The following is an 18,218-nucleotide window of genomic DNA, read 5'->3' as shown; positions in this document are numbered from 1 at the left end:
GGCCGGTTGCCTCACGTTGATCGGTAACTGTTGCGTAGCTCACATCGAGGATGTTAGCGTACTGAGCACATTCACCGCTAGTGAGCAGATGCTCACGAAGGCTGATAGGACGGAATCACCGCCGATGGCATCTCGTAAACACACAACCGAGACGGTGCGTTCGGCCACCGATACCGGCCAGGACCTGCGGCTGCTCGTGCGTGCCGCGACCATGTACCACCTCGAAGGCCTCACCCAGGCCGACATCGCCGCCCGGCTCGGCGTGTCACGACCCACCGCCGGCCGACTCATCCAACGGGCCCGCGCGCAGGGCCTTGTCCAGGTCAGCGTGACCGCCCCGGCACACCTGTCGGCATCGATCCACACCGACCTCGAACGACGTGTGGAGGAGGTCTTCGGACTCAACGAGGTCCTCATCATCGACGAGGAGGCCGACGGATCGGCGTCGGGCAACGCGGCACTCGGGCGCGCCGGTGCGTCGGTGGTGGCACGCCGAATCCAGGCATCGGATACCTTCGGTTTCACCTGGGGCCCTGAGCAGGTGGCCACCGCCGACGCCATGGGCGGGGCATCGAGTTGCCAGCGGGTGGTCCAGATGGACGGATCGATGACCTCGGTGGACTATCACACCGGCGTCGACCACGCCCTGGCGCGATTCTCCGAACGCCTGCACGCGCAACCGCTGCGGCTGGTCGCCCCGCTCTTCGCCGATCCGGAGACCGTGATCGCTCTCAACCGGGATTCGATTCTCTCGCAGGCACTCTCCGCGGCGCGCGGCGCCCAGGTGATGCTGTTCGGGGTCGGCTCGGTGTCCACCTCGACGACCCTGTTCGAGGGTGCCTACATCGATGCGATCGTCCTCGACGAACTCATCGCCCTCGGCGCCGTCGGCGAGATCGGCGGCCGGTTCTATGACAAGGACGGCGCTCCCGTCGAATCCAGTCTGGTGCAGCGGACCGTGTCGGTCCCGCTCGAAGCGATCCGGGCCTGTCCCACGGCAATTCTCATCTCCGGTGGAACCCACCGCCGGGAATCGATTCTCGGCGCCCTCCGCGGCGGCTACGCGACCATTCTCGTCACCGACGTCACCACCGCGGAATGGCTTGTCTCACAACAGGAAGGTCAACAGTGAGATATTCACGACGACGTCCGGGCGCGACGGTGCGCCGGACCTGGCGGCACGGGCGTGCGGCCGTGACGGCCGTCCTCGCCGCGGTGGCACTGACGGCCACCGCCTGCGCGGGCGCGGGCTCGCTGACCGGCGGCGGGGATCGTGAGATCACCGTCGCAATGGTCTCCAATTCCCAGATGCAGGACGCGGTCTCGCTCTCGAGTCAGTTCGAGGAGCAGAATCCCGGCGTCAAGGTCCGCTTCGTCACCCTGTCGGAGAACGAGGCCCGGGCCAAGATCACCGCATCGGTGGCCACCGGCGGCGGCGAGTTCGACGTGGTGATGATCAGCAACTACGAGACCCCGATGTGGGCCGAGAACGGCTGGCTGGTCAACCTCACCCCCTACATGGACGCCGACCCGGGCTATCAGGCCGACGACTTCATCCCGACTCTCAAAACCGCACTGTCATACCAGGGTTCGATGTACTCGGCGCCGTTCTACGGCGAGTCATCGTTCCTGATGTACAACAAGAAACTGTTCCAGCAGGCTGGGGTGAGTTTGCCCGCGGACCCGACGTGGCCGCAGGTCGCCGAGGCCGCCCGCAAACTGACCACCGACACCACGGCCGGTATCTGCCTGCGCGGCAAGCCCGGCTGGGGTGAGGTCCTCGCACCGCTGAACACGGTGATCAACGCCTATGGTGGCCGCTGGTACGACGAGGACTGGAACGCACAGCTCACCAGTCCGCAGGTGGAGGCGGCCGTACAGTTCTACGTCGACACCGTCCGCAAATACGGTGAGGCCGGCGCATCGTCGTCGGGCTTCCAGGAGTGCGGAAATCTGATGTCGCAGGGGCAGGTGGCGATGTGGTACGACGCCACGTCGGCGGTCTCGGTGCTGGAAAGCCCGGACACCTCCACCATCGCCGGTGATGTCGGCTACCTGCCGGCACCGCGAATGGCCAAGAGCGACAACGGATGGCTCTACACCTGGTCGCTGGGCATCCCGACCAGCAGCAGTCATCAGGACGAGGCGTGGAAGTTCATCGACTGGATGACCAACCGCAACTACATCGAGCACGTCGCCGACACCCTCGGCGCCACCCACATCCCGCCCGGCAGCCGCCTGTCGACCTACCAGCTGCCCGCCTACCAGGAGATCTCGAAACCATTTGCCGCCCAGACACTGCAAGCGATGCAGGCGGCCGACCAGCAGAAGCCCACCGCGGACCCGGTGCCCTATACCGGAATTCAGTTCCTGGCGATCCCGGAGTTCCAGGACCTGGGAACCCGCGTCAGCCAGCAGATCTCGGCCGCGATCGCCGGACAGATCAGCGTCCACGACGCCCTCGAACAGGCGCAGCAGTACGCCCAGGTCGTGGGTAAGACCTACCAGAGGGAGCAATAGCGATGGCCACCGCAGTATCGACCCCCGGGCCGCAGACCGACACCGGCGATGATGCGCCGTTGACGTCGCGACGCGACCACATCAGTCGCGCCGAAGGCTGGCGCCGCCGCGGTCCACTCCTGCCCGCGCTGATCTTCATGATCGTGGTCACCCAGATCCCGTTCGTGTTCACCCTGTACTACTCCACCCAGTCGTGGAATCTGGTCCGACCGGGTTCGCGACGATTCGTCGGACTCGACAACTACGGCGCCGTGTTCGCCGACATGCAGTTCTGGCGGGTCACCCTCAACACCATCGTGCTGATCGTCGGCACCGTCATCGTGTCGGTGGTCCTGGGGTTGATCTTCGCACTGCTGCTGGACCGAAAGTTCCTGGGCCGCGGGGTGGTTCGAACCCTGCTGATCACGCCGTTCCTGGTGACGCCGGTGGCCGCCGCGCTGCTGTGGAAGACCAGCCTGCTCTCACCCACCAACGGCCTGGTCAACTGGGCGTTGAGTCCGTTCGGAATCCACACCGACTGGCTCTCGGAATTCCCGCTGATGAGCGTGATGGCCGAATTGGTCTGGCAGTGGACACCGTTCATGATGCTGCTCATCCTGGCCGGCCTGCAGTCGATGCCGCGTGACATCCAGGAGGCCGCCCGGGTGGACGGAGCGACCAGCGTCCGGCTGTTCCGGGAACTGACGTTGCCGCACCTGCGGCGGTTCATCGAACTCGGCACCGTGCTGGGCGCGATCTACCTCGTCAACACCTTCGACGCGGTGTACATGATGACCTCCGGTGGTCCCGGGGTGTCGAGTTCGAACCTGTCCTACTACATCTATCAACGCGCCTTCCTCGGATTCGACATCGGACAGGCCGCAGCGATGGGCGTGGTCACCGTGATCGGCACCATCGTCGTCGCATCACTGGCCCTGCGCCTGATCTTCAAGAGTTTCACCGGAACAGAGGAGCCGGCCTGATGAGCACCGACATCCGCCCCGAAGCGACAACACCCGCGTCCGCCGGACACCTGACCCCCGACGACATCGAACGCCGCCGCGACCCGCGGCGGATGGCACTGACCACCATCACCTGGATCCTCGCCATCGGCTTCTTCTTCCCGGTGCTGTGGATGGTGCTGACCGCGTTCAAACAGGAGAGCGACGCGGCCACCAACCCACCGACGTTCATCTTCACCCCGACGCTGCAGCAGTTCCGCGACGTCTTCGACGCGGGAATCGGTACCCCGCTGCTCAATTCACTGTTCGCGACCATTGCCTCCACCATCCTGGTGCTGGTACTGGGTGTGCCCGCGGCCTTCGCGCTGTCGCTGCGACCGGTGCGCAAGACCAAGGACGCCCTGTTCTTCTTCATCTCCACCAAGATGCTGCCGATCGTCGCGGCGATCATCCCGCTGTATGTGATCGTCGGCAAGATGGGCATGCTCGACAACATCTGGACACTCGTGATCCTGTACACCGCAATGAATCTGCCGATCGCGGTATGGATGATGCGGTCCTTCTTCCTGGAAGTACCCGGAGAACTCCTCGAAGCGGCCAGCATCGACGGAGCGAGCCTGTGGACCTCGGTGCGCGAGGTGATCCTGCCGCTCATCTCACCCGGAATCGCCGCCACCGCACTGATCTGCGTGATCTTCTCGTGGAACGAGTTCTTCTTCGCCGTCAACATGACCGCCGTCAACGCCCAGACGATGCCGGTGTTCCTCACCGGATTCATGTCCGGCCAGGGACTGTACTGGGCGCAGCTGTCGGCGGCGTCGGTCCTCGCCGCACTGCCGGTCGTCATCTGCGGGTGGATCGCCCAGAACAAACTCGTCCGCGGCCTGAGCTTTGGCGCCATCAAGTAGATCCGTCGTCCACCTCTTCACCACAACGGTTTTCATCAAGGAGAACACCATGGCTTCCATCACCTACGACAAGGCGTGCTGCGTTTACCCCGGCGCCGACAAACTCGCCGTCGACTCCCTCGACCTCGACATCAACGACGGCGAGTTCGTCGTCCTGGTAGGCCCCTCCGGTTCGGGCAAGTCCACCGCACTGCGGATGCTCGCCGGGCTCGAGGAGATCGACTCCGGCCAGATCCGCATCGGCGGTGACAACATGGTCGGCGTCGCGCCCAAGGACCGCGACATCGCCATGGTGTTCCAGAACTATGCGCTCTATCCCAACAAGACCGTCGGCGAGAACATGGGTTTCGCACTGAAGATGCGGGGCGTGCCCACCGAGGAGCGCAAGCGCAAAGTGGCCGAGGCGGCCAAGTTGCTCGACCTGACCGACTTCCTCGACCGCAAGCCGGCCAAGCTCTCCGGTGGTCAGCGACAGCGAGTTGCGATGGGCCGCGCCATCGTTCGTGAGCCACAGGTGTTCTGCATGGACGAGCCGCTGTCGAACCTCGATGCCAAACTGCGGGTGCAGACCCGCACCCAGATCGCCGCGCTGCAACGGCGGCTGGGTACCACCACCGTCTACGTCACGCACGATCAGGTGGAGGCGATGACCATGGGCGATCGGGTGGCCGTCCTCAAACACGGTGTACTGCAGCAGTTCTCCACGCCCACCGAACTCTACGATCATCCGGTCAACGCCTTCGTCGCCGGCTTCATCGGCTCACCCGGCATGAATCTGTTCACCGCCCCGGTCGACGCCGGCGACATCACCATCTCGGGAGCGTCCATCGACATCGACGCACAATCGCAGGCGGCACTGCGCAAGGCGGGCCTGTCGTCGGTGATCGTCGGTATCCGACCCGAACATCTCGCGCTCTCCGACGACGATCGTGGCCTGTCGGCGGATGTCGCGCTGCTGGAGGAACTGGGCAGTGAGACCTACGTCTATGCGAGTCTCGCCGATCAGTCGGTACGCAACCTCGACGGTGAACCGATGGTGCTCGTCGCGCGCTCGCACGAGCGGGCCCCGGCCAAACGTGGTGAGGGAGTGCGCCTGCGCCAGGCCGATCGGGCGGTGCACCTGTTCCACCCGCAGACCGGTGACCGCATCGGCTGATGCAGGTGTCAGTCCCGCGGCCGGCGATAGACGAACGACCCAACCTGTAGGTAGGACATCCGTTCTGCCAGATGGGTACTCAGTCGGTTGGCCGCGTCGAAGACGTGGGCATCGGCGCCGATCACCACCCGCTGCCGTCCCCGGAGCGTCGCATCGACCATCCGGCGGGCCGCGCGCTCCGGGTTCATCGCGAAGCGTCGCGTGAGGGCCTCACTGGTGCCGAGGGAGCGGGCGGCGTCGCGGACCAGTCCGGTCCACACCGTTCCGGGTAGCGCGGCGGTCACGGTGACCTTCGAACGTCCTCGAAGGTCTTGGGCCAGGCCGTAACTCATCAGGGCGACCGCGGCCTTGGAGGCCCCGTAGATCGCCGTGCCGGGGAACGGTGTGATCGCCGACAGACTCGAGGTGTTCATGATGACCGCGCCGTCGGGACGCTCCTCGAGGCGTGGCAGGAAGGCACGGCACATCCACAGCGTGCCGAAGAAGTTGATGCGCAGGATCTGCTCGGCGGTGTCGGCGTCGACCTCGGTCATCGTCGAAACCGGTTGTGGGATACCGGCGATGTTGAACAGTCCGTCCACCCGGCCGTGCGCGACGATCACCTCGTCGGGGAATGCGGCGATCGCGTCGGCGTCGCCGATGTCGAGCACATGGGTTGCAAAGCGTGACCGGTCGCCGATGAGCAGCGAGGTCTCGGCCAGTCCGGCGTCGTTGCGGTCGGCACCCACCACGAACCCGCCGCGGCGTACCAATTCCTGTGCCACGCAACGCCCGATGCCGCTCGCGGCTCCGGTGACGACGAACACTCGCCCGGCAGCGTCCACATTTACCCCCTGCGTCGGATGTCCTGTCTTCTGGCCGGGGCTCCGTCGGTTCCGTCCCGATACGACGGCTCCCCGTATCCGATGAGCAGGATACGGGGAGCCGTCGTAGTGGATGGGCGGTAATGACCGATCAGTGAGAAGTGGCGGGAGACTTCGCCTCCGCACCACTGACCACCACGCCCGACGGGACCGGCTGCGGGCCGCGCTTGGGAATGAGCAAGGTGATCGCGGCGCCGACGAAGGCGGCCAGGGCGCCCACCAGGAAGCAGAGCTTGAAGGTGGTGTGCGTCGGGACATCGCTGCCGGCCATCGAGATCGTCGAGGTGGTCAGCAGCACGGCCATCACCGCCGACGAGATGGTGGTGCCGATCGAGCGCATCAGTCCGTTGAGGCCCACGGCGGCACCGGCTTCGGTCATCGGCACCGCGCCCATGATCAGCGTCGGCATGGCCGCATAGCCGATGCCCACACCCGATGCGGCGATCATCGAGGCCAGCATGAGCTGCCACGGTGAGTTCATCAGGAACATCGCGATCAGATATCCGCTGCCGAGCACGGTGGCGCCGATCGCAAGGGTGTTTTTGGCGCCGATCTTGTTCATCAGGGTGCCCGAGACGGGTGCGAACACCAGCATCATCAGACCGCCCGGAGCCATCCAGAGACCGGCGTGCAGCAAGGACTGCCCGAGTCCGACACCGGTTTCCTTCGGCATCTCCAACAGCATCGGGATGATGATCGACTGGGCCATCATGCCGAAGCCGATGGCGATGGCGGCGATGTTGGTGAGCAGCACCGCCGGGCGGGCGGTGGTGCGCAGATCGACCAGGGGGTCGGTGGTGCGCAGTTCGAAGAAGCCCCACGCGACGAGGACGATCACGCCGGCGATCAGCAGGCCGAGGGTCTTGCCGTTCGCCCAGCCCCAGTCATTGCCCTTGGACACGGCGATCAGTGCGGCACACAGGCCGATGGCGAGGCCGATGCCGCCGCCGATGTCGAGGCGGCCGCCGACCGCGTCGGAGACATTCGGGACGACCACCGCGACCAGCGCGACGACCACCGCGGACAGGATCGCCGAGATCCAGAACAGTCCGTGCCAGTTCCAGCTCTGCGCGATCCATGCCGACAGCGGCAGACCGATGGCGCCGCCGACGCCGAGGGTCGCGCTCATGGCGGCGATCGCCATCGAGGTGATCCGGGGTGGGGTGACCTCACGCATCACGCTGATACCCACCGGGATGAAGCCCATGGCCAGACCCTGGATGGCGCGACCGACGATCATCGGGATCACCGAGGTGCTCAGGGCGCACACGATCGATCCGATGACCAGCAGGACCGCGCTGGCCAGCATCACCCGTCGCTTGCCGAACATGTCGCCGAGGCGGCCGGCGATGGGCATCGCGACGGCCGCGGCGAGCAGCGTGGCGGTGATGACCCACGACGCGTTGGACCGCGAGGTGCTGAGCAACTCGGGTAGTTCGGGCTGGATCGGGATGACCAGCGTCTGCATCAACGATGCGATCAGACCGCCGAAGCACAGCACGACGACGGTGGCGATCGCCGCACCCTGCGACGAACCGTCGCGGGGGGTATCGGCGTAGGGGACCGGATTCTCTGTTCCCGGCGAAGAATTCGCGTCGGACATAACACCTCCTTGGCTATGTGTAGGATACATATGTACCGTACATAATCAAGTCGGCGGTACGGCGCCGCGACAAATCGGACATCATGGACCGAACATCATGGACCGGGGGTCGGAGAATGGATGACGCGAACGTGGACGATGACCATGCGCCGTGGCCGTCGCCGCTGTATCGCGACATCGTCGAGGAACTGAGTAGGCTGCACCGCCGCAAGGGGCAGTACCACGTCGATTCGATCCTCGAGGCCTCGGCGTTCGCCATCCTGCTGGTGCTCTCCGATGGGCGGCCCCGCACCCTGCGGAACCTCGCCGAGGACCTCGACCTCGAACAGTCGACGGTCAATCGTCAGGTCAACGCGGCCATCAAATTGGGCTACCTGGAACGCTTCGAGGTCGAGGGTTCGTTGAGTCGGATGGTTCGCCCCACCGATGCCGGACACCAGGCGTTCGTCCATGACGGCATGCTTCGGGTGCGGCGCCTCGAGCAGGTCTTCGCCGATCTCGCACCCGGCGAGCCCGACGCGCTCCTGCGAGAGCTGCGGGCATTCAATGAGGCCTACGATCGCGCACTGCGCTCCGAGGCCCGCACCGACGGTGATCACCGCCGACACGGATGACCGAGTCGCACAGCGGGCATGACACGAGAGGGGTCGTGATGGGGACGTATGTCGTGACCGGTTCGGCATCCGGGATGGGTGCGGCGGTGGCAGAGTCGCTGCGCGACGCGGGGCAGTCGGTGATCGGCGTCGACCGTGACGCCGCGGACGTGGCGGCCGACCTGTCCACCGAGGAGGGGCGACGCGCCGCCATCGACGCGGTCCTCGAGAGATCTGGCGGCGAACTCGCCGGCGCGGTGTTCGCCGCGGGTGTGGGTCCCGCACGTGATCGCGAACGCGTCATCGTCGAGGTCAACATGGCGGGGGTGACCGATCTGCTGGAGGCATTGCGGCCCGCACTTGCCGCGTCCGACAAGGCGAAAGTCGTTGTCTTCGGCTCGAATTCGACGACGGCCACACCGTTCGTGCCGGCCCGCGCGGTGCGCGCCTTGCTTTCTGGCGACCGCGAACGTGCGACGGCCATCCTCCGGCGGCGTGGACCGATGCTCTCGGGCCCCGCGGCGTACGCGGCATCGAAGATCGCGGTCACCCGGTGGTGTCGCGTGCACGGGACCGGTCCGGATTGGGCCGGTGAGGGCATTCGCGTCAACGTCATCGCGCCGGGCCCGGTGATGACCCCGCTGCTGAAATCGCAACTCGACGGGCCGTCGGCGAAGAACGTGCGCTCCTTCCCGGTTCCGGTGCGCGAGTACGGAACTCCCGATCAACTCGCCCAGTGGGTGATGCTGATGCTTTCTCCCGCAGCCGATTTCATGTGCGGCACCGTCGTCACCGTCGACGGTGGGACCGAAGCACTTCTGCGGGCACGGGATTGGCCACGGGCGGTGCCGCTGCACACGGTGCCGAGGGTGCTGTGGCAGATGTATCGCGCACCCAAGAAGGGGCAGGTCGCGCAGTACTGACTCGGGCCCCGTCGAGTGGGCGCCCATTTCCGTCGAGTGTGCGTCGAATTGCGTTGAGTGTGCGCTGTCTTGCGTTGAGTGGGCGCTGCGCTGCGTCGAGTGTGCGTTTCAGTCCTGGTCGTGCGGCCAGTTGCCCTGGGTGATCAGCTCTTCGAAGTTCTTGATGAGATGCGGATTCAGGTCGGTCTCCACGGCCTTCTCGTAGTCACCGTTCCACTTGGCGAACCAGGAATCGTCGCGCTTCATCAGGAAGATGGGCCAGCCGTGGGTGATGTCGAGTTCGTCGAGGTAGAGGTCCGTCGAACCGTCCTCACGCATGTACCAGTACTGCTTGCCCGACTGCTCGAACGCTGCCACCTCGTCGGCCGTCACGTAGTACTCGCCATCTGATTGCTTCATGCCTGCGATCGTAGTGATCGTCACCCTCGATTGCGGATCGATCCGGGCGACCCGTTTAATCGAGACCGCACAGCCGATCAGGAGGAGAACGTCCATGACCGAGGTACTGATCGATGTCAACGCACTGACCGAGGAGATGCTGTCGGACCGGCCACCGGTCATCCTGGACGTGCGGTGGCAACTCGGGCGCACCGACGGTCATGAGCAGTACCGCGAAGGTCATGTGCCCGGTGCCGTCTGGGTGGATCTCGACACCGAACTCGCCGATCCGCCCACACCCGAGGCGGGTCGCCACCCGCTTCCGTCGCTGTCGCGATTGCAGGAGGCGGCACGCAGGTGGGGTGTCGACGACGCGTCGCCTGTGGTCGTCTACGACGACATCGGCAATCTCGCATCGGCACGGGCGTGGTGGTTGCTGCGCTGGGGTGGTCACTCCGACGTGCGCATCCTCGACGGCGGGCTCGGCGCGTGGCGGTCGGCCGGACTGCGCCTGTCGACCGGGGACACCGCACCCCGCCGCGGCACGATCACGCTGCGCGCCGGCGAACTGCCGAGCGTCACCATCGATGAGGTCGCGGCGTTGTCGGACCGGTTGCGCGCCGACGACGCGGCAGGTGACGCGCTCGTCGATGCGCGTGTCGACGAGCGGTACCGCGGTGAGGTCGAGCCGATCGATCCCCGGGCCGGCCACATCCCCGGGGCGGTGAACGTACCGACGGCGGGCAACCTCACCTCCGACGGGCACTTCCTGTCGGCGGCGGACCTGCGTGCCCGGTTCGCGGCGAACGGCATCACCGACGGGAAGCAGGCCGTCGTCTACTGCGGATCGGGGGTCAACGCGACCCATGAGATCGCCGCACTCGCAGTTGCCGGGATCTCCGGGGTGCTCTATCCCGGGTCGTGGTCGCAGTGGTCGGCCGATCCCGACCGTCCCGCTGCAGGTGATTCGATAACCTGATGTGACATCCATCACCTTTATGTGCACGATTGGCCATGTGTTCCGACCAACAACTGGGCGCGTCATGCCCACCGATCAAGAAGCGATCGACAATGCCGCCGGACCGACCCCATGACCACGTGATCGACAACCAAGGAGTGGCAAGAGAGTGCGCGACTTCCACTGCCGTAAATGCGGCCAACAGCTGATCTTCGAGAACTCGCTCTGCCTCAACTGCGAGAGCCAGTTGGGTTTCCACCTGCCGTCGCGCACGATTCAGGTGCTCGACGACAACGAGACGACGACCGTCGACGATGTGCCGGTGGCCCGATGCGCGAACGCGCCTGTGGCCGCCTGCAATTGGCTCGTCGCCGTCGGCGACAATCTCCCGGCACTGTGCGAATCCTGCCGTCTGACCCGTACCCGGCCGGAAGACAGTGACACCAAGGCGATGGAGGCCTTCGCCGAGGCCGAACTGGCCAAGCGGCGTGTCATCGTCGAACTCGACGAACTCGGCCTGCCGATCTTCGGCAAGGACCAAGACCCCGCCGTCGGCCTCGCCTTCGACCTGCTGTCGAGTGCGAACGAATCGGTCATCACCGGCCATGCCGACGGTGTGATCACCCTCGACCTCGCCGAGGGCGACGACGTCCACCGCGAGCAACTGCGCGTGTCGATGGACGAGCCGTACCGCACCCTCATCGGACACTTCCGGCACGAGATCGGGCACTTCTATCAGATGGTGCTCGTCGGGGACGGCCCGAACCGCGCCCGCTACGAGGAGTTGTTCGGCAATCCGGACGACGACTATCAGGCCGCGCTCGACCGGCACTACAGCGAGGGCCCGCCGGCGAACTGGAAGGACGACTACGTGTCCTCCTACGCCACGATGCATCCGGCCGAGGACTGGGCCGAGACTTTCGCGCACTACCTGCACATTCGTGACACGCTCGACACCGCAGCGGCGTTTGCTCTCGCCCCGGCCGGTGCGACCCTGGACGCGGACCTGCCCGGTCAGGTCGGTTTCGACCGGATCATCGAATGGTGGTTGCCGTTGACCTGGGCGCTGAACCAGATCAACCGGTCGATGGGTCATCAGGACCTGTACCCGTTCGTGCTGCCGCCGAAGGTTCTGGAGAAGATGGAGTTTCTGCACGAGCTGATCACGTCTGACGAGTGATCGAGCCAGGTTGTCCGAGTTCACCCCGGTCGCTTCGATCGGGGTGAATTCAATTCTGGGACAAGGGGGTGGGCGGTTCTAGCGTCGACGCCATGACCATTTCGACCCTGGATTCCGCTATCGACGCGAACGCCGAGCGGGCGTCGGCGTTTCGCCTCGGGTTCTTCACCCAGGTTCACGGCACCGATGGGCGCGGCGCCACCGAGACGTACTCCGAACTCACCGACACCATCATCGCCGCCGAAGAACTCGGTTACGAAAGCGTGTGGGTCGGACAGCATCACTTCGGCAAGGATCGGCTGGCGTCGCCGTTGGTGTTGTTCGCGGCCCTCGCGCAACGCACCACCAGGATCGAACTCGGGACGGCGGTGACGGTCCTGCCGCTCGAGGACCCGATCCGGCTGGCCGAGGATGCCGCGACGTTGCATGCCCTTGCCGGGGACCGCATCAATCTCGGACTCGGCGCAGGCGGCGGCGATGCAGAATCCTTCGGGGCGTTCGGGCATGGTCTGGAGGAACGGCGGCGGCTGTTCGACGAGAAGCTCGCCACGCTGCACGCACTGCTCGACGGTGCCTCGATCACCGGCCCCGCCGAGCCCCGGGTGTTGTATCCGCCGGCGCCGGGCCTGCGGGAACGGCTGTGGCATTCGGTGGGGACCCCCGAACGTGCGGCCGCTGCCGCTCGCGCCGGAGATGGGCTTCTCATCGGCACGTTCGCCGACCACGCCCTGCACGATCAGCGACCCAAGATCGATGCCTACCGGACGCAGTGGGCGCACACTCATGCCGATTCGGGACGCCGGCAGCGTATCGGTGCCCTGCGATTCACCTATGTCGCCGAGTCACGGGAAACCATCGAGCGACAGGTGGAAAACGAACTGAACGCCTTCCGGGAGTTCGCCGACTCCTACAAACCGGACCTCGCACCCCTGGACACTGCGCAGTATCTGCGTCGCGTCACGCGATACGGCACCGTCGCCGATGTCATCGGGGATCTGCGTGACGATCCGGCTCTCGTCGGCCAGGTCACCCACTTCTTGCCGACCGTCGGCCTGTATCCCGCTGCCGGCAACGGCACGCCCGGGGCCGATCTCGACATCCACAGGTTGCAGTTGTTCGCCGAGGAGATCGCACCGGCATTGGGCTGGGTGCCACCGAATCGCAGGTAGACCAACTCACGATCACCGCGGGTCAAAACCTTGGCGGGTGCGACGTCGTCGGGTGCAATCGAGTGGTTGTGCCCAAGTCTCCCTCGACCTCGACTGAGGAGTGCGCAGGGAGAAGTCGATGAGAAATGGATTGAGCTGGCGTGAAGTTTCATTGGTTTCTTCCCACCAACGGCGGTGACGGACGCAGCGTGGTCGGCGGCGGCCACGGACTGGCGGCCGAGGCGTCGTCGCGCGCGGCGACGGTGCCCTACCTCGGACAGATCGCCCGCAGCGCCGAGCAGCTGGGATTCGAGGCGGCGTTGACGCCGACCGGAGCCTGGTGTGAGGACGCGTGGGTGGCCACCGCCATGCTCAACAGCCTGTCCGAACGGCTGAAGTTTCTCGTGGCCTTCCGCCCGGGTGTGACCGCTCCCTTCCTGGCCGCGCAGATGGCGGGGACTTTCCAGAACCTGTCCGGCGGCCGGCTGCTGCTCAACGTCGTCACCGGTGGGGAAGATGCCGAGCAGGCCATGTTCGGCGACTTCTCCACCAAGGACGAGCGGTATGCGCGCGCCGACGAATTCCTCGAGATCGTGCGACGCCTGTGGACCGGGGAGACGGTGAACTTCACCGGAAAGTACCTGTCGGTGGAAAACGCGACACTGCACCAGATTCCGGACCCGGTACCGGAGATCTACTTCGGTGGCTCCTCGCCCGCCGGCATCGCGGTGGCCGCCAAACACGCCGACGTCTACCTCACCTGGGGTGAACCACCGGAGGCGGTGGCCGAGAAGATCGCGCGGGTCCGGCGCGCCGCGGAGGAACACGGCCGGGAACTCGTCTACGGCATCCGCCTGCACACGATCGCCCGCGACACCTCCGGGGAGGCGTGGGCGGAGGCGAATCGCCTGCTCACCCACATCTCCGCCGACGACATCGCGCGCATCCAGTCGGGCCTCAAACGCTCGGCATCGGTGGGACAACAGCGAATGTTGGCTCTCAACAACGGTTCCAAGGACAATCTGGAGATCTATCCGAACCTGTGGGCGGGTATCGGCCTGGTCCGTGGCGGCGCGGGTACGGCGATGGTCGGGTCGTACACCGAAATCGCCGACCTCATCGAGGCCTACCACGAGGTCGGTATCGACGAATTCGTGTTGTCCGGGTACCCGCATCTCGAGGAGTCGTATTGGTTCGGCGAGGGCGTGCTGCCGGAGTTGACCCGCCGTGGTCTCTGGCAGCACCCGGCTCCGCCGAACGTCCGGGCCGCATCCGTGCCCTTCGGTGCGCAGGCCCCCGTCTCTGCCCGGACCGACAGCCGCCCGGCCACGGCGGTGTCGGCATCATGACGATCGTGAGAACAGCTGTGGTGGTGGGCAATCCGAAGCCCGCCAGTCGGACCCTGTCCGCGGCGAGATATGTGGCCACCCAGCTGACCGGTGCCGAACCGGATCTGATCGTCGACGTCGCCACTCTTGGTGCGGCAGTGCTGGATTGGTCCGATCCGAAGGTGTCGGATCTGGTCCGGCAGGTCGGCGAGGCCGACCTCGTCGTCGTCGCCAGTCCCACCTACAAGGCCGCCTACACCGGTCTGCTGAAGCTGTTCCTGGACCGATTTGCCGGTGGCACAGGACTTTCCGGTCTGGCCATCCCGCTGATGCTGGGTGGTTCGGAGGCGCATTCGTTGGCTCCGGAACTGGTGCTGCGGCCGGTTCTCACCGAGATCGGTGGCACCGTCCCCGGTCGCGGTCTGTACGTGGTGGATTCCCGTCACGACGATCCGTCCGCATACGCCGACTGGTTGGCGGCCACCGCGCCCATCGTGTCCCGACAACTGGGAGTGCTTTCATGAGTGACTTCGCCACCAACCAGGATCTCGATGCGGCGCGACTACGCAAGGCCTTCGGGGTCTTCCCGACCGGTGTCGTCGCGGTGGCCGCCGAGGTGGACGGCGAGTTGATCGGGCTTGCCGCAAGCTCTTTCACCAGCGTCAGCCTCGATCCGCCGCTCGTCTCGATCTCGATCGCGAACACGTCGAAGACCTGGCCGGATCTGCGGCGTGCCGCTCACCTGGGCGTCACCGTCCTCGCCGAGCATCAGGCCACCGTGTGCCGTCAGCTGGCCGGGCCGGTCGCCAACCGATTCGACGATATTGCGATCAAGGCATCCGACGACGGCGCGGTCACCCTCGATAACGGTGTGGCGCACTTCGATTGCACCATCTACCGCGAGGTCGAGGCAGGCGATCACTTCATCGTTCTCCTCGAACTGCACGGCGTCGAGCATCCCGAATCGGGCAATCCACTCATCTTCCACCGCAGTGGCTTTCCCAAGTTGGCCGAGTTGGTGTAGGCGATGTCGGTCTCCGGCGTGTTGGCTGCCGACCGACGCGGACGGGTCTAGCGTCGGAGGGATGACGCAGTTGGGCGGCATCTTCCGGAAGAAGTCCGTCGACACGGTGATCCATCAGAACGATGAGGGACACCAACTCGAAGGCGGACGACTCAAACAGACACTGCGGGCCCGGGATCTCATCGGGTTCGGCGTCGGCATGGTCATCGGTACGGGAATCTTCACGTTGACCGGCGTGCAGGCGAAAGACAATGCGGGACCGGCCATCATGATCTCGTTCGTGGTGGCCGGGGTCATCGCCCTGTTTGCCGCATTCTGTTACGCCGAACTCGCCTCCGCGGTGCCGACGGCCGGATCGTCCTACACTTACGCCTACACCACCCTCGGCGAGATCATCGCGTGGATCATCGGCTGGGATCTGATCCTCGAGTTCGCGCTCGGTGCGGCGGTGGTGTCCCGCGGGTGGTCGGGCTACTTGCAGGACGTCTTCAACCTGCCGACGACGTTCTTCGGTGAGGATTCGACGGTCAACCTGGGTGCGGTCGCGATCGCGTTGGTCCTGGGTGTGGTGGCGACCGTGGGTATCAAGGAATCCGGCTGGGTCACCAACGCGCTGGTCTACCTGAAGGTGAGCATCTGCGTCTTCGTCATCGTCGCCGGGCTCTTCTTCATCAAGGCGGCGAATTACACGCCGTTCATCCCGCCCGCGCAACACACCGGCGGGGAAAGTGGCTGGCGGCAGCCGTTGTGGCAGTGGATCTCCGGAGTGGAGGCAACGGCATTCGGGGTGGCCGGGGTGCTGTTCGCCTCGGCGGTGGTGTTCTTCTCCTACAGCGGTTTCGAGATCGTCGCGAACCTCGGTGAGGAGACCCGGCATCCCGCACGCGACATGGCCCGCGGCCTGTTGGGCACCCTGTTGATCTGCACGGTCCTCTACGTCGGCGTGTGCTTTGTGCTGGTGGGCATGGTGCATTACACCGATCTCAGCACGGGGGCGCCGCTGTCGGATGCGTTCAACCAGGTCGGATTGAGTTGGGCCGGTGTGCTTGTCGGGATCGCCGCGGTTGCCGGGCTGACGTCGGTGATCCTCGTCGATATCGTCGGCATGTCCCGCATCGGTTTCGCGCTGTCGCGTGATGGGCTCATCCCGCATTCGGCGGGAAGGATCCATCCGAAATGGCGGACCCCGTACCGCATCACGATGATCACCACCGCCGTCGTGGTTCTGCTCGCGGCGTTCGTCCCGCTGGCCGCACTGGCCGAGATGGTTTCGATCGGAACGTTGTTCGCCTTCTTGGTGGTCTCGATCGCCGTTCCGGTGCTGCGGCGGACGCAGCCGGACATGAAGCGGCCCTTCCGCGTTCCGTGGTCACCGGTGCTGCCGATCGTCTCCGCGATCTGTTGCGCGGGACTGATGGTCAACCTCGCCATCGAGACGTGGTTGCGGTTCGTGGTGTGGCTGGTCATCGGACTGCTCATCTACGCCTTCTATGGGCGCTCGCACGCGAATCTGGCTCGTGCGGACCGAGATTCGGGCGCCGGGAACGTCAACCGCGGTGCAGTTCCAGGATCGTGACCTCGGGCGGTGCGCCGACACGCACCGGTGGACCCCACGCTCCGGCGCCGCGCGTCGTGTACAGCACGGTGTTGCCGATCTTGTCCAGGCCCTCGACGGACGGCTGCTGGAGGGGCACGACGTAGCGGATCGGCCAGATCTGACCACCGTGCGTGTGGCCTGACAATTGAAGGTCCACACCGAGATCGGAGGCCTGCCGCGCCTGACGCGGTTCATGGGCGAGTAGGAGCCGGAACCTGCCGGGGTCGCTGCCGTCGAGCGCCTCGGGGAGATCCGGTTCATACGGTTGCGGTGCCGTGTAGTCCTGGATGCCCACGACATCGATCGTTGCGCCGTCGTGGGTCACCTCGACTCGTTGATTGCGCAGTGTGGTGATGTCGAGCTGCTCCCAGTGGTCGAGCCAGCGTCCCCCGTCGTCGGCATAGAACTCGTGATTACCGCTGACTCCGAACACTCCCAGCGGCGCTCGGAGTTGGGCGAGGGGGTCGATGTCGGCACCGACCTCGGCGACGGTGCCGTCGGCGAGATCGCCGGTGATGGCGATCAGGTCGGGCTTTTCGCCCATGACCTCGTCGACGACATGTTGGGTGAAATCACGTCCGCGTGCGGGGCCGACGTGGAGGTCGGAGATCAGTGCGACGCGGATTCCGTCGAACTGTTCGGGGAGTCGTGGGAGGGTGACCGTGGTGTGGGTGACGCGTGGTGATGCGGCTTCCCAGACGCCGTACGAGGTGGTGACGAGTGCTGCGATGACGACGACACCGGTGGTCACGCGTACTGCGAGGAGGCGGCGGTGCCGCCCGGTGTCACCGGGTGCGAGCCGCAGCACCAGACGCCAGATCAGCGACATCAGCCCGACCAGGACGAGGCCGAGGACCAGGTAGAGAACGACGGCGAGCCACGTCAGGCCGAGCCATGCGGGGGCTCGGAAGGCGGACGGGTCGAGTTCGCGTCCGGTGGCGATGCCGACCACGGCGAATCCCCACATGATGACCAGCACGGCGTCGGCGACGATCGACCACGGGCGCGGCATCGCCGTGGCACGAACGATGCGGCGGTGCAGCCAGAAGGTGATGAGCGCGAGGAACGCTGCGAAGACGAGGACCATGATGATCTCCC

Annotated in this window: 18 protein-coding genes; 14 read left to right on the top strand and 4 right to left on the bottom strand. The window is 65.6% G+C overall.

What is annotated here, in order from left to right:
• Window positions 1–124: 124 nt before the first annotated feature.
• From ACWETB_RS16900 to ACWETB_RS16880, 5 genes are all read left to right on the top strand, one after another.
• On the top strand, window positions 125–1,132 hold the full coding sequence (locus tag ACWETB_RS16900; RefSeq protein ID WP_348809931.1) for a sugar-binding transcriptional regulator: 1,008 nt from the start codon (window positions 125–127) through the stop codon (window positions 1,130–1,132).
• A 62-nt stretch (window positions 1,133–1,194) separates the two neighbouring features.
• Window positions 1,195–2,520 carry an ABC transporter substrate-binding protein gene (locus ACWETB_RS16895; RefSeq protein WP_449741755.1) on the top strand — a complete coding sequence of 442 codons (1,326 nt, stop codon included), beginning with the start codon at window positions 1,195–1,197 and terminating at the stop codon, window positions 2,518–2,520.
• A 2-nt stretch (window positions 2,521–2,522) separates the two neighbouring features.
• Window positions 2,523–3,482: a carbohydrate ABC transporter permease gene (locus tag ACWETB_RS16890; protein ID WP_449741754.1), complete on the top strand. Its 960-nt coding sequence runs from the start codon at window positions 2,523–2,525 to the stop codon at window positions 3,480–3,482.
• Window positions 3,482–4,369, top strand: a complete 888-nt coding sequence (locus ACWETB_RS16885; RefSeq protein WP_449741753.1) for a carbohydrate ABC transporter permease — start codon at window positions 3,482–3,484, stop codon at window positions 4,367–4,369. The genes ACWETB_RS16890 and ACWETB_RS16885 overlap by 1 nt, the downstream gene beginning before the upstream one ends.
• A 49-nt stretch (window positions 4,370–4,418) precedes the next feature.
• Window positions 4,419–5,525 (top strand): ABC transporter ATP-binding protein, encoded by a 1,107-nt coding sequence (locus ACWETB_RS16880; RefSeq protein WP_449741752.1) that lies wholly within the window; start codon window positions 4,419–4,421, stop codon window positions 5,523–5,525.
• Between the two features lie 8 nt (window positions 5,526–5,533).
• Here the strand turns inward: ACWETB_RS16880 and ACWETB_RS16875 are convergent, their stop codons facing one another.
• Both ACWETB_RS16875 and ACWETB_RS16870 read right to left on the bottom strand, forming a co-directional pair.
• A complete protein-coding gene (locus ACWETB_RS16875) occupies window positions 5,534–6,349 on the bottom strand; it encodes an SDR family NAD(P)-dependent oxidoreductase (protein WP_452212403.1) in 816 nt (271 codons plus the stop codon).
• Between the two features lie 130 nt (window positions 6,350–6,479).
• Window positions 6,480–7,991 carry an MFS transporter gene (locus tag ACWETB_RS16870; protein WP_452212401.1) on the bottom strand — a complete coding sequence of 504 codons (1,512 nt, stop codon included), beginning with the start codon at window positions 7,989–7,991 and terminating at the stop codon, window positions 6,480–6,482.
• Window positions 7,992–8,107: 116 nt separating this feature from the next.
• On the opposite strand from ACWETB_RS16870, the gene ACWETB_RS16865 reads away from it, so the two are divergent.
• Both ACWETB_RS16865 and ACWETB_RS16860 read left to right on the top strand, forming a co-directional pair.
• Window positions 8,108–8,605 (top strand): MarR family winged helix-turn-helix transcriptional regulator, encoded by a 498-nt coding sequence (locus ACWETB_RS16865; RefSeq protein WP_449741749.1) that lies wholly within the window; start codon window positions 8,108–8,110, stop codon window positions 8,603–8,605.
• Window positions 8,606–8,643: 38 nt separating this feature from the next.
• Entirely contained in the window at window positions 8,644–9,507 is an 864-nt protein-coding gene (locus tag ACWETB_RS16860) for an SDR family oxidoreductase (protein ID WP_452212399.1), read from the top strand.
• Between the two features lie 108 nt (window positions 9,508–9,615).
• Here the strand turns inward: ACWETB_RS16860 and ACWETB_RS16855 are convergent, their stop codons facing one another.
• The gene (locus ACWETB_RS16855) at window positions 9,616–9,906 is read right to left on the bottom strand and encodes a hypothetical protein (protein WP_452212397.1); all 291 of its coding nucleotides are present in this window, start codon (window positions 9,904–9,906) and stop codon (window positions 9,616–9,618) included.
• Window positions 9,907–10,000: 94 nt separating this feature from the next.
• Between ACWETB_RS16855 and ACWETB_RS16850 the strand changes: the two genes are divergently transcribed.
• From ACWETB_RS16850 to ACWETB_RS16820, 7 genes are all read left to right on the top strand, one after another.
• On the top strand, window positions 10,001–10,864 hold the full coding sequence (locus ACWETB_RS16850) for a sulfurtransferase (protein ID WP_452212395.1): 864 nt from the start codon (window positions 10,001–10,003) through the stop codon (window positions 10,862–10,864).
• 148 nt (window positions 10,865–11,012) lie between these two features.
• Window positions 11,013–12,023, top strand: coding sequence for a zinc-binding metallopeptidase family protein (locus tag ACWETB_RS16845; protein ID WP_452212393.1), 1,011 nt, complete (start codon window positions 11,013–11,015; stop codon window positions 12,021–12,023).
• Between the two features lie 92 nt (window positions 12,024–12,115).
• Complete coding sequence (locus ACWETB_RS16840) at window positions 12,116–13,192, top strand: LLM class flavin-dependent oxidoreductase (RefSeq protein ID WP_452212391.1); 1,077 nt, start codon at window positions 12,116–12,118, stop codon at window positions 13,190–13,192.
• Between the two features lie 140 nt (window positions 13,193–13,332).
• Entirely contained in the window at window positions 13,333–14,520 is a 1,188-nt protein-coding gene (locus ACWETB_RS16835; RefSeq protein WP_449741746.1) for an LLM class flavin-dependent oxidoreductase, read from the top strand.
• 5 nt (window positions 14,521–14,525) lie between these two features.
• Window positions 14,526–15,023 carry an NAD(P)H-dependent oxidoreductase gene (locus ACWETB_RS16830; protein ID WP_449741745.1) on the top strand — a complete coding sequence of 166 codons (498 nt, stop codon included), beginning with the start codon at window positions 14,526–14,528 and terminating at the stop codon, window positions 15,021–15,023.
• The gene (locus ACWETB_RS16825) at window positions 15,020–15,523 is read left to right on the top strand and encodes a flavin reductase family protein (protein WP_449741744.1); all 504 of its coding nucleotides are present in this window, start codon (window positions 15,020–15,022) and stop codon (window positions 15,521–15,523) included. Before ACWETB_RS16830 ends, ACWETB_RS16825 begins: the two co-directional genes overlap by 4 nt.
• Before the next feature lie 61 nt (window positions 15,524–15,584).
• Window positions 15,585–17,099, top strand: a complete 1,515-nt coding sequence (locus tag ACWETB_RS16820) for an APC family permease (RefSeq protein ID WP_449741743.1) — start codon at window positions 15,585–15,587, stop codon at window positions 17,097–17,099.
• Here ACWETB_RS16820 and ACWETB_RS16815 read toward each other — a convergent pair.
• Window positions 17,071–18,207 (bottom strand): metallophosphoesterase, encoded by a 1,137-nt coding sequence (locus tag ACWETB_RS16815; RefSeq protein ID WP_452212388.1) that lies wholly within the window; start codon window positions 18,205–18,207, stop codon window positions 17,071–17,073. The genes ACWETB_RS16820 and ACWETB_RS16815 overlap by 29 nt on opposite strands.
• Window positions 18,208–18,218: the final 11 nt, after the last annotated feature.

The organism is Gordonia sp. NPDC003950 (assembly GCF_053605205.1).
Note: the sequence above shows the minus strand (reverse complement) of the source record. Positions and strands in the feature narration are given on the sequence as shown.